General features: G+C 36.7%; 7 protein-coding genes. All 7 read right to left on the bottom strand.

Annotated features, from left to right (window positions below; genetic code table 11):
* Window positions 1–52 precede the first annotated feature (52 nt).
* Complete coding sequence (locus LNP81_RS25465; RefSeq protein WP_230040235.1) at window positions 53–1,729, bottom strand: PQQ-dependent sugar dehydrogenase; 1,677 nt, start codon at window positions 1,727–1,729, stop codon at window positions 53–55.
* A gap of 9 nt (window positions 1,730–1,738) precedes the next feature.
* Window positions 1,739–3,226 carry a glycoside hydrolase family 28 protein gene (locus LNP81_RS25460; RefSeq protein WP_230040233.1) on the bottom strand — a complete coding sequence of 496 codons (1,488 nt, stop codon included), beginning with the start codon at window positions 3,224–3,226 and terminating at the stop codon, window positions 1,739–1,741.
* Window positions 3,227–3,240: 14 nt separating this feature from the next.
* Window positions 3,241–5,352, bottom strand: coding sequence for a hypothetical protein (locus LNP81_RS25455; protein ID WP_230040231.1), 2,112 nt, complete (start codon window positions 5,350–5,352; stop codon window positions 3,241–3,243).
* A 64-nt stretch (window positions 5,353–5,416) separates the two neighbouring features.
* Entirely contained in the window at window positions 5,417–6,991 is a 1,575-nt protein-coding gene (locus LNP81_RS25450) for a rhamnogalacturonidase (protein WP_230040229.1), read from the bottom strand.
* On the bottom strand, window positions 6,988–9,321 hold the full coding sequence (locus LNP81_RS25445) for a hypothetical protein (RefSeq protein ID WP_230040227.1): 2,334 nt from the start codon (window positions 9,319–9,321) through the stop codon (window positions 6,988–6,990). The genes LNP81_RS25450 and LNP81_RS25445 overlap by 4 nt, the downstream gene beginning before the upstream one ends.
* A 40-nt stretch (window positions 9,322–9,361) precedes the next feature.
* A complete protein-coding gene (locus LNP81_RS25440) occupies window positions 9,362–10,963 on the bottom strand; it encodes an MGH1-like glycoside hydrolase domain-containing protein (RefSeq protein ID WP_230040225.1) in 1,602 nt (533 codons plus the stop codon).
* Window positions 10,964–11,156: 193 nt separating this feature from the next.
* The gene (locus LNP81_RS25435; protein ID WP_230040223.1) at window positions 11,157–12,677 is read right to left on the bottom strand and encodes a hypothetical protein; all 1,521 of its coding nucleotides are present in this window, start codon (window positions 12,675–12,677) and stop codon (window positions 11,157–11,159) included.
* Window positions 12,678–12,808: the final 131 nt, after the last annotated feature.

The raw sequence follows: 12,808 nt of genomic DNA, 5'->3' as shown, positions 1-12,808 counted from the left end.
TTCTGTAAAAACGGTAAATATTACAGACCCAAAAAAGTCTGTAATATTGATTTTATTTAATTTTACGAATAGCAGCAACCTCTTCAGGAGAAACAGCACTGGCCTTATTACCAAAGCTATTTCGTACATAAGTAAGCACATCTGCAATTTCCTTATCGCTTAAAAAGCTGTGAGATGGCATTGCATTGCTATATATTTCTCCATCAAGTTTACCGCCTTTAAGTCCATTAAGAAGCGTCTTAATTAGTCTGCTTTTTTCACCCGTTACATTACTGGATTTTTTAAGCGGTGCATTAAGATTGGTTACGCCTGTTCCATCATCCATGTGGCATACAGCACAATTTCTGGTATAAATTTGCGCCCCAGCGGCATTTATTTTGTTGGTTTTATCAAGTATTTTATCATCATCTTTTATTACAGTTTTAGGTTTAGAAGATTCGAGATTCTGAGTTGTTCTGTTTTCATCATAGGTAATTTTGTAGATAGCTCCTTTTTTATCATCAGAAATATAAAGGGAACCATCTGGTCCCTGTGCAAGACCACACGGACGGCGCTCTGAATGTCCAGATGCGGTATTTTCCGGAGATCCTGAAAATCCGTCTGCAAAAACCTCCCAGTTTCCATAAGGTTTTCCGTTTTTGAAAGGTTGAAAAACAACAAAATAACCCATTTGAGGCTCCGGTCTGCGATTCCATGAGCCGTGAAAAGCTATAAAAGCACCGTTTTTATATCGTTTAGGAAATTGGTTTCCAGTGTAAAACAAAATGTCGTTTGGAGCTAAGTGAGCTGGATAAGCAGCAATTGGATCCAAATATTTAGAACTGCCTTCTTTTTTGCCATCACCACCATATTCAGGCATCTGGATTTTCTTCTTTTTTAAATAATCATAATAGATAAAAGGCCAGCCAGCGTTGTCTCCTTTTTTTAAGGCGTACATGCATTCAGCAGGAATTTCAGCATTTTGTTTGGTCGAATATAATTCGGGAAAAAGGTAATCCAATTGATCACGTCCGTGCTGCATTACAAAAAGCTGATTGGTTTGCGTATTCCAGTCAACAGCGACAACATTTCGTAATCCTGTCGCATATCGTACCCCATCTTGAATAGTTTGATTCAGGACATTTGGTTTAAACTGCCAGACTCCTCCGCTGATTTTCAAAAGTGGACAATCGGGGATACCCATTGATCCTTTTTTTCGGTCTTCCTGCTGGCATGAATTTAAAGGACAGCCAATCGGAATATACATGTTTCCTTTATTGTCCATCATAATCGATTTTGTTTCATGCGTACCATTATCCAATAATCCGGTAACGATTGTTTCGCGTGCTGTTGTATCGATTACCTTTCCATTTTTATCCAATTTATATCTGAAAATTTCTGAGTTGGAAGAGGTGTAGAGATATCCTCTGTAAAGTCGAACTCCCGTTCCTCCGTAATTTCCAAAACCAAATTTTAACGTCGCTTTTCCATTTTTCTGTTCTAATAATAATGTCCCTTTTCCGTTGATAGGTTTGGCAAGTCTTGCATAAATTTTGTCATTATCTGTAACGGTTATATGTCTTACCTTTCCAAGACTGTCTATCAGTTTTACAGCAGCAAAACCTTGAGGTAATGATAACTCAGTATTAAGTATGTAAACCCTGTCTTTTGATTTGATCATAGCCACCACGCTTGCCAGAATAGCAAGAGTTAGAATAAGTAGTGGAATGGTATCATTCTTTTTTATCATTGTATTTTACTATAACTTCGATTTGTCTACATTCTCACAATCTTCAATTACAATCGCTTCACGGGGATCTTTACATTTTAAATCGAATTTTAAGTTTTGGATTTTTAGCCCGTTCACATATTTAAAATTGAAACCATAGCTTGAAAGATTCCCGAAGGTATCAGGTGAAGGATAGCCGCGTTTTTTGGCAGCAAGAAGTGCCGTCATATCAATGTTTCTATCAGCACTTTCTCCCGGATGAGTCAATTCAATAGCAATGTTTTCAAGAACAACATTATTTATTTTATTGGCATTATCTAAACCTGTAACAGAAGATGCCATTGGTCCTGCACCAAAAGCTTTCATATTCGATATTCTGATGTTTTTTATGCTTCCAATTGCAGGTACCGGAGCAGAGGCAGTATGCTTACGGCTTCTGTTTCCAAGAGTAACAAATATTGGAGTAACACAATCAGTAGCTTCTATATTATCAAACCAGACATTTTCCATTTTTCCACCGTCCGTAATGATAAGGGTGATTGCTGTGCGGGTTGTTTCTGTTCCATTTACTTTGTGAAAACCTGTTACAGATTGCACGACTTTGCAGTTGCGGTAGATAATATTTTTAAATCCTCCTGTAGTTTCTGTTCCCAATTTTAAAGAGTTACAGTGACTCGCGGCAGTACAATTTTCGATCAAAACATTTTCACAGGCTGACGGGCCGTTGCTTTTTAAACAAATGGCATCGTCATCACTGTCGAAACGTGAATTACGCACATACACATTGCGGCAGCCGTCAATATCGATTCCGTCATTATTTTGATGCGCGTGGTTGAATACATTCATATTTTCGACCATTAAATTCTCGCAATCCAGATAATGCTGTAACCATTGTGGCGAATTCAGTAACATTATACCACTCATATAAATGTTTTTAGAACTGATAATTCTTATTCCGTAAGGTCTGCGTTTGTCGTTATTTCCTGTGCCTAAATAAGTGGCGCTAGTTCCTTGAAAATCAATTATACCTTTTCCGGTAATCGAAATTCCATCTACTTTTTCGGCATAAAACAGCGATTTATCTACCTGAAGATCGGTGTTGTTTTTATATTCAGGTTGTATTACGATATAATCTTTCGGGTCTGTGCTTCCCAGTATTTTTGCATTTTTATCTAATTCGATATGTACACCTGATTTTAAAATAAGTGTTCCTGTTAAATACATTCCTTCCGGAAAAAATAGGCGCGCCGGTCCTTTTTTAGAACATTCATCAATCGCAGTTTGTAGTTGTTTTGTAGTCAATTGTTTTCCTTCGTTGATGGCTCCAAAATCTTTTACTACATTAAAAACAGGTAAATTACTGTGATCTGCAGCAAGGGATTTTTCGAGTTTTTTTGCCATTACTTCCAAATCTGAAGCTAATTTCAAATGATCAAAACTGTTGGTTTGTGCAATTGCAGCATTTGCAAAAACAAAAGCTGCAAGAGTAAGAATTAATTTAGAGAACTTCTTTTTCATGATATTTTTGTATTTTATTTAAGCGCTATTTTCTTTTTGATTGTTTCGTTTTTCTTCAATATTATTTTTTCTCCGTTGAGGTCAAATTCACAGTCTTTCCATGCTTTCAATTCTATTGAAGCCGATTTTTGATCAACTTCACCGCTGACCGTTACACCCAACTTTGAATAGATATTTTGCAGATAAACTTTTTCTTTCCACGGATTGCATTTTGCTATTTCGAGTTTGCCGTACCAGTCTGTCACAATATTATTTAGAAGTGATTGCGTAATAAGGCCGTTCGTAATATTGTAATAAGCGTCCTTGTAAACACCACTGGTTTCATAAACCTGAATCCATTCTGCATCAACATAATCAGCTTTTCTAAGATTATCCCAATCTTTCTGCCATCCTGCAACGTCGCCCATTCTTGAACCAGCCAGTAAAAATTCGCCTAAAGTCCATCCGTAGAAATAAGGTTTTTTGGCTCCCATCGTAATATCATATCGAAGTTCATAAGACGTTTTTGAAGTTTCTGAAACTGTTTTTTCTATGGGAAGAAAGGCCAAAGGATTCAGTTGCACTGGATGTTTTTGACTTCCAAAATCTGATTCTCCGCGTCCTCTGTTGGTAAAATAAATACCTCTTTGTGATTTTAATGCAGGAAAAGACAATCCTTCTTTTAGAATTTTAGCGTAAGTTCCATCTTCGTCCAAATTCAATTCTATGGCTTTTTGAAAACAATATTCGGCGCTAAATAACGCGCACAAATAATCATCCTGATTGACACCGCCTTTTTCATCTTGCCCTGTTGATGGCTGAATGATAATATGCCACAGATTATCAGCTCCTTTTTGAGAAATGCTTCTGTAGAATTTGGCTGTTTCGGCAATTAAGGGTTTTGCGTTTTTTTCTGTCCAGTTTTTATCGTTTACAAAAACCGAAGTTTCATAAGCCATTCGTGCCATATAACCCGAATTATGAATTTCGTAATAAAACTTATTTGGAACAGCAGGATCGTGATAACCTTCAAAATCACCGTAAGGAAATGTCCACGGTGCCATGATTCCATCCACATTCAAAAGGCGTTTGGTGTAGGCTTTCATTCCCGGAATTCTATCAGCAAAATTTTCAACCCATGATTTTGCCAGATTGATATTTCCTGTTGAAAGTAAAATGGAATGCACAAATGAAACATCCTGCGGATAACCAAAAGACCAGTGATTTCCTGTAAAGCCCATTGGCGGTGGCAAACCTAATTTTTGATCATTAAACGAACTTAGAAATTGAGCCATAGATCGAACCCATAATTTCTGCGCATTTAAATCGGGAACAATAATAATTCCCATGGTTTGCCATTTAGAATGCCACCATGCTGTATTTTGTTTTAACGATTTTTCGGCAGCAATAGCAATTGGTTCTTTAACAGAAAGCAAGATGTTATTTTCTCCTGATTTTAGTTTTAAAATCAAATTCGAGCCTTGAAATTCTACCAAAGCATTTGTTTTTAAGTACACATTTGTTTTGGCATTCAAACAAGAAATTTCAATTTTCCATTGATCTTTTTGATTGGTTATTTTTGAGATTTGAGAGAGCTTTTGATCGTAATGAACATCTAAAATATCAGAAGGTTTAAAGATGATATCAGAAGCTTTTCCTTCAACATTAATTTTTATTCCTGCCAGATTTGTATTTACCGCATCAAACCAGGTTAGAACAGTAACTTTATTTTGACCTTCTTCAAAATGGGTTGAAATCGTACCGTCATAATAACTTTGCTTCTGACTGTAGTTTGTTGCTTTTACCGGCTCTTTTTCCCAATAAAAATGAGCAAGTGGAATGAGATAATCGGCATTATATTTTGCTCTTACAAAATGATGCATATTAAAGTATTCTGTTTTTCCATATTTGGTAAATGAAGCATTTTTTGAAGGGTCAATATGTAATCCAAGCGGACCATAAGAACTTCCAAAAACACCATTTCCCTGATACAAATTAATGGTGGCAGTATCAGGTAAAGATTTTCTCTCCAGATCTGTTGATCGTATCGTCTTTTCAATATCCTTAGCACTTATAACTGTTTTTTGCGCAGTGACCTGGCAGAAAACAGATAGAAATAAGCCTAGTAACAATATTTTTTTATTCATAATTATATTCTTTATCAACAAATTATTTTAGAAGCTAAAAAGATAGAATTTGTCTTAAGCTATTTTATTTAGTTAAAGTTGTATTTCGAATATTTACGCCTTTAACATCATCAGTCAATAGTATGTTTTTTACACCATCAGCTGTCTGCAACTTCAAATTATCAATATCAAGTCCCTGAATATCTGAAAACATGGCAGCAGGGCGCTTATCGATTGTTTCAAACTTGGTTATAATGTTTGCCAGTTCTAAATTTTTTACGTGTCGCACAAAAATCCCGTATGCAGGCAAAGTCCCAATCTTATAAGGTTCCGGATAACCGTTTCCAAGTTCTCTAGGTTTTATGGCCGTATCTTCTAAAGTTCCTCCGCCTTTAGTTATTAGACGAATATTTTCCAGTCGTAATCCATCAATAGGTTCCTCAGGCAAGCCCATAATTTGTATACCGCTCATTTTATCTGATACAGTTGCAATAACATTAGATATCAAAACATTTTTCATACGACTATTGGTTTTAACTTCCGGCGATCGGTTGCGGTTGCCTGTTGCTACATAAATTGCATAGTGGTATAAATCCGTCATTACTAAATTGGTGATAGTAATGTTTTCAAGAAGTGCACCGTCTACTGATTCAAGTGCGAGTCCTCGGCAGCTGCGTATCGTACAATTAGAAATCGTAATGTTTCGAAATCCTCCGCTAGATTCTGTGCCTAATTTAATACGTCCGGAAGCATTTGGTCTAGGTTTCATAGTTCCGTCAAGCAAAGTGCCTTCCTGAAATCCGGAAACCTGACAATTGGTAATGGAGACATTTTCGGTAATTCTAAATTCGCCAAGAGCATAAGTACTTTTAAGGCAGATTCCGTCATCACCCGGAGAATTAACACGACAGTTTGAAACTACTACGTTTCGGCAACAGTCAATATCGATACCATCGCGATTTGTATCCATCGTTACATTGTCAACAGTCATCATATCACAACCCGTTGCCAATATTGCAAAATGACCGCCATGAACGATAGTAATGTCGCTGATTGTAATGTTTTTGCAGCTTTTAAGTGCAATTGCTTTATTGCCTAATCGCATTGGTTTAAAAGTCGGATTTGGATTTTGCCAATTATCGTGACCATTCATTTTATTCAAAATTTCATCATCGCGTATAATACCGCCGCCATTTATGAATCCGTGACCGGTAATGAAAACGTTAGTAAGATTCTCTCCCCAAATTAAACTATTGTGAAAATAGGTATGCGCACCGTCCTGATAAGGACCTACAGTAGAGGGTTCAGTTTCATCATAAGCATTCATTTCCTGAGGCGCTCCCAAAATGGTTGCGCCGGCATCAATATGCAGATTTATATTGCTTTGCAAATGGATAGAACCACTCAAATACGTTCCCGCCGGAACCCAAACTGTTCCGCCACCCACTTTTACAGCAGCATCAATTGTTTTGTTAATGGCTGGACTATCAAGGTTTTTTCCGTCTCCAATTGCTCCATACGAACGAACATTAAACACATTATTTGTCTCTTTTGATTGTGCATTAAGGATAACGCAGAATCCAGATAAAAGAAAAACAACAAATGCTAGAAAAAAAGACTTCTCCGTTATTATGAAATTTAGTGTAGCTTGTTTTCTCATGGCCTTTCTATTTTAAAAAGTTTAGTTTGTGCTTGAGTTAAATTGATCTCCAGTTTTTTATTTCCGATAATGGTATTGGCTCTGTTCCAAAGCTCAGAAACTTCGACAGCTTTATTGGTAATAAATGGCAAATTAAGAGTGGTTTGTACCGTATGATTTGCTGTATGATTGATTCCTTCTTCGAGATTTCCGGCCATAATTCTAAAACTTCCATCATTAAGCTTCCACATTGATAATTGAACAGGTTGCTCTTGTTTGATTTCATCCACATAAGCAAATCCTGATTTTTTCATCGTTTCATTTATAAGTCGGGCGGTCAAAACATAAGACACCGGACTTCCCATAATTTGATCCAGAGAACCTTTGTAATTATCTGTTCCGCCAGGAAGATTATTGAAAAACTCAGGAGCATCCCAATAAATCAAATTTTTTCCGTCTTTTTGATTCAATCCCAGCGCAGGAGAGAAGCTTACGGAATAAATAGATTCAAGTCCGTCGCTAAATTTATTCTGTGTAAAAGGCTGAAAAATTGGAAATGTATTAGGAATAGAAGCATAAATGCCTTCCGTTTTATAATTAATTGTTCCGATGTATTTGGTGCTATTTATAATGGTATCAGATGAAGAAACTCCCAAAATTGTAGCAATATCTTTATCCAATCCACCAACTGGACTACCAATAACCATAGAGGGTTTGCCCGATTTTAGGACTTTAATTAAATTTTCTTTTTCAGAGGAGTTTAAATGAGACGGAGTCTGAAAGATGAACAGATCACTTTGAACATTTGGAAGATATTCCAGACGAGTTACCGACATAATAGGAACAGACCATTTCATTAATGTTCCTGCTTGTTCGTCAATCCATTCTTTAATGTTTTCGTCTGGCTTGTTATTCGATTGCCATTCCATCGCACTTCGGTTGTAAACCAATGTTGGTCCAAAAACTTCTTTGGTTGCTGCGGCATCGGCGAAAGCCTCATTGGTAGTTTGGGCAAGGAATTTTACATCTTCTTCTGGTAACAACATTTTTCCTCTGTTACCCCATGAAATATAGCTTCCGTGAGGCATTTTTAGTCCGTTTGGAGTTTTTAGAGCAGCATGAGAATACGCCCAGATCCCCCAACGCAGTCTTTCTCTGGCATTGTGAATAATATCCCAGGTTTCCCAAGCATCGAAAGTTTCGGTTAGGAAATAATGGTGCACTTTTGTATCGGCAAGCATGGCAGAATGAGAAAGCATATAACCGAGCATATAGCTGTAGCCCAATAATGGGGAACTCCAAAAACGAACTTCGGGAACATAATTCATGACAGGACGCTGCCCAACTTCATTCCACGATCCCGCCCAGGATTGGTCAATCCAGCCATCCAAATAGCCTTCTTTTGCAATGGTTTCCAAATCAAAACAATTCGCGCGCCATCCGCCAATGGCGCTTGCTGCATTTGAATAGCCAATTACCAATGCTTTTGGATTTGATATCTTAGTTTGTTTCACTAAATCAGCTGTGGCTTTGCTCCATTCTGCGACCAGTTTCGGATCTTTTGGAGCGGTTTCGCCATACGGACCTTTTCTTCTCGAATACAATCCTGTACCTAAAAAGCCGTCTCTTAAAATAATAACATCAAGGTTAAGTGCTTTTGATAAACTTCCCCATTGTTTTCCGAAGAATTCTGTCAAAGGTGTTCCTTCTGGAATTCCTTCTGGAAAAGCACCATATTTGTGGGATTCAGCAGCTAATTTAGCAACCATATTTGGTTTCCCATTTCTATAAGAATTGGCATGTCTTAATGAAAATGATGATTTATCGCCGTCATAAGAGCTTTGACCTCCGGTAATAAACGTACCCACTTTAATATCTTTTAAATTGTATTTATTTTGGGCTGTTTTTTTAAGTATGTTTACTAATTTTTTCAAATCGGCATACGTCCATTTTTCGTAATTGATAGATTGAGGTTTATCTGCCTTTTCAAAGCGATCTTTCCATAAATCCATACGCTGCGGAGTTGTTCCTGCCAATTGTCCCTGGTCTTTGATCGAACCCCAGGTTTTCATGTTTTTAGGCAGTTTTATTTCCTGATTAATATCTCCCTGCCATTCATATAAGTAATCCGTAATCCAACCAACATTGATGATAACACCTTTCCAGCCGTCGATTCCCTGCATAAGAGGTTCGTAGCGTTGCCAAAATTCATTGGCAGATTTCTCCATGTCTTTGTGTTCAAACCAGTAAAGATCAATTTCCAGCCAACGGTCTGCAGCAACGGGTGTTTTTGCATTTGTTCCAATGCTATAAAACAGGATAGAGAATAATATAATTAGATTTTTTTTCATTAGTATTTTTATGTTTTGAACTGTTCTATGTACTACAGTTTTATATTTTTTTTCCTTTTATAAGAATATCTTTTTTCCCTCCTGCCCAAAGCAATGTGAGTGTAAAATCCGTACTAGATTTCACACTTATTTGAGGCATTCTTTTAGTATCTTTTCTGGATTTGCAATAAAAATCAATAGTATCATCTGTTCCAAAAGGATATTGTTTTACTCCAAACTCATCCTTTAAAGTGACATCCCAAACAATCTTATTATTGGGTACATCAGCTCTGATTCCAAAAATATATTCGAACAAAACCGCAATAGGAGTCAATCCTGTCCAGCCAACAAAATTTTTCCGATCATTTCCCTGAACTTTTTCCGGGGAATAGTTTTCGAAGAAAGTGCCAGTTTGGGTGTAAACTTTTAGTACATTGTCAAAATGATTCGTTGCGATTTCATGTGCAAGACTATCCTGATGTATTTGGGTAAGTCCTCTTAAAACCATATAAGAAGTTGGTGCCCAGACAGATCCTCGCCAGTAACCGCCTTCGGCATTATAATCTGGACTATCAGCAGATAAAGTAGGAACACCATGCGGACGATTGAATTTTTTGGTATCAGAAAGTGGGCTAATAAATTGATTTATTCGATTTTCGGGAACTACATCTGCAAGCAATGCCCAATAAGAGCCGATTGATTGTAAATTAGATAACGATCCATCTTTGAAAGCATCGGTATAGAAATTCAATTTTTCATTCCACATTTTTTCGTTTACGAATTTGGTCAGATATTCAACTTCTTCTTTCAATTTTTTTACGTCATTTTCTCTATCAAGTTCAACAGCCATTTTTATTAAAAATCGAGCGGCAAAAATTTCCTGCAAAGTGGTATCAATCCAGGACATTTGACCGTTGCTCCATCTTACACTATATTCACTTTGTAAACGTGGTTGATTGTCCATTCCGCAGCCCCAGCCAGTCGAATAATAAGTGCCGTCTTTCCACGAACGGTTGAGGTTAAACCAATTGTAATAGGCGAGAAGGGCAGGAAATACTTTGGCAAGTCTGGTTTTGTCATTAAAATTGGTGTAATATTCCCATTCAGACCAAGGCAAAATATTAGGTCCTGTGCTCGAAGGATCGTAATGTTCGAAACAATCTTCACCGTTCGAACCATAAATCTGACGGCATATAAATCCGTCCGGTTTTTGCTTGCTGTAAAAATTATCCAAAGAACCCTGAAAATTAAATGCTCTCGAACCATAACGCCCAAATAATGTCATAAAAGAAGTATCCCACATAAAAATATTTCCATTGAAAGCAGCATCGATATAAGGAGAAATAAATCCGTTTTCAGGACTAACTTTATGAAGATTAGAAAAGGCAATTTTCCAAGCTTTCCAGTAACAAAGAATCGCATCGTTTTTTGTTTTCCAAAATGGTTGCGGAAGCTTTTCTTTTATTTGATCGAAAGTTGGCGGAGTATCAAAATTTTGTGGAGTATTTTTTATAAAATTATTTTCGGCAACCAATTTTTCAGGAATATATAATTTCTTAATTCCTTTCCCCCAGTCGGCTGTTCCAAGTTCAATAACAGGTTTTTGCGCTATTATTTGACTTAGAAAGCAAAGGAATAGTAAAAAAGAAAATATTTTTTTCATGATTATTATGTTTATTCAACCCTTTTAGTGGATTTGTTTTAACACATAGTCCCGAAGCTTCGGGATAAATTTGTATTTTAAAAAAGGCGTTTCACTTATTTAAAGACACAGAGTTTTGCTATGTGAAAGAAATGTGTTTCTTTTTGTATGCTATCTTTACATATAAATTCTATGTTTCTATGTGTTAGAATGTTTACTTTATTTTTTTATTAAATTTTAAAACCAATCCAGGATCAGAAATGTCATTTTTTGATGCTGCTGAAAGCCCGATTTTTCGAATTAAATCTCCTGAGATAATTATTTTATTATCCTTAAAAACAATATCTTTTGTAATATCTGAAGAAATATCTCCAGCCAAATCCTGGCCTAAAACTTCATAATCTGATCCTCTTATTTTTGTTGGAAGAAGGAATGTTAGCGACTCATAATCTCCAAAAATCCCGATAGGGTTATCGATATTTTCAATTTCCTGCTCCACTTTAATGCGCTTCGTAATGTATTCCCGATTAATACCTCGGCCAATAGTAACGACAGCAACAGCTCCATTTGGATACATTGATGATAATACAAAAGGCTGATCTGGACTTGGATTTAAAACTTTTGCCAATGGCAATCCACGGCTTACTCTTGCCGGCGCATTTTCTCTTAAAGTATCGCCTGGTTTGTGTTTTTTATTCCAGGTTTCTCTTTCTCCTAAAACCCAGTAATCCTTTAGAACATTTTTATCGATACTATAATTTTCTGATCCCACTCCAAAAGGTTCGGCAATGCGGTGCCATCTTATGCCTCTTGTTATTTCATCCATTCTGTATTTCATATTTCTTCCAATAGGAGGAAATGCGTAGTCATTGGTATTATTAGGAAGTTTGTCTGGGAACGGATATCGCATTATCCCAATAGCGCAACCCAAACCTGCCGCGATATAAGGTTCGTCTTCGCAATTGATAATACTTTTTGCGTCGCCTTGTGGTTGATAGTGTAATAAATTGGCAATTCTTTGAATGGTAACTGGCTGCGCAGTAACATTCTCGACATCGTAAGTTCTGTAGGTATCGCTTACTTCAATTGTATATCCATTAAAGGCATGTTCAATTACTAAATTTGGCGCATAAGTACGACCTAATTTAGTCATGGTTTTTCTCCATTCTAAGTTTCGGGATTGTTTTCCCCAATCTACTTTCCAATATGCAAATCCTGATTCATTAGCTGCTTTTATGCGTTCTGTCCAATATGTTTCTGAATTTACGTTTCCTGCAATTGGAGCTTCCTGAGCACAAATCCATCCGCCAAGACCTTTCCATCCTTTTGCTTTTACGGCATTTACCAGTTTGGTTAATCTTTCTGCCGGATTTCCGGTGTAAGAAGGAAAACGCTCCTGATTTAATTCCGTAAGACCAAATGACGGTCCGTCTTTGCTGGTTTCTGAAAGCGGAATATCCCAAGAATCATCCATAACAAAAATGAGATCTTCACGAATTTTTGGAAAAAAATTAACCCAGTTTAGATAAGTCCCTTCGCCAAGCATATTTTTTTCAGTCATTGCTTGTCTAATTTCTGCATTGGTATTGTAGCTGCATGAATATCCCTGTATGTTCCAGGTACAGAAGTAATCAGGTGCTTTTGATGGTTCATTTGGAACCAGTGAACTTTTGCTTTGCGAAAAAATATTTGCAGTAAGCATTAGAAGTATAACTGAAGAAAGAAAATGATTCATCTGTTTATTTTTATAGTATTACTTTTTGATTGAATTCAATATAAAAAATGGAGTAGGCTGTTAAAAAAGAAAAACGGAACAGGAAGGAGGATTCCCATCCCGCTTCTTTCAAAAAACTAAAATTAAACCAA

Source organism: Flavobacterium piscisymbiosum (assembly GCF_020905295.1).
GTDB classification, from domain to species: domain Bacteria; phylum Bacteroidota; class Bacteroidia; order Flavobacteriales; family Flavobacteriaceae; genus Flavobacterium; species Flavobacterium piscisymbiosum.
The sequence above is the reverse complement of the archived record's forward strand: the minus strand, read 5'-3'. Positions and strand labels throughout refer to the sequence as shown.

Bases quoted from the DNA above. Each gene is read 5' to 3' on its own strand.
- LNP81_RS25465 (WP_230040235.1), bottom strand. From the start codon at position 1,729: ATGATAAAAAAGAATGATACCATTCCACTACTTATTCTAACTCTTGCT.
- LNP81_RS25460 (WP_230040233.1), bottom strand. From the start codon at position 3,226: ATGAAAAAGAAGTTCTCTAAATTAATTCTTACTCTTGCAGCTTTTGTT.
- LNP81_RS25455 (WP_230040231.1), bottom strand. From the start codon at position 5,352: ATGAATAAAAAAATATTGTTACTAGGCTTATTTCTATCTGTTTTCTGC.
- LNP81_RS25450 (WP_230040229.1), bottom strand. From the start codon at position 6,991: ATGAGAAAACAAGCTACACTAAATTTCATAATAACGGAGAAGTCTTTT.
- LNP81_RS25445 (WP_230040227.1), bottom strand. From the start codon at position 9,321: ATGAAAAAAAATCTAATTATATTATTCTCTATCCTGTTTTATAGCATT.
- LNP81_RS25440 (WP_230040225.1), bottom strand. From the start codon at position 10,963: ATGAAAAAAATATTTTCTTTTTTACTATTCCTTTGCTTTCTAAGTCAA.
- LNP81_RS25435 (WP_230040223.1), bottom strand. From the start codon at position 12,677: ATGAATCATTTTCTTTCTTCAGTTATACTTCTAATGCTTACTGCAAAT.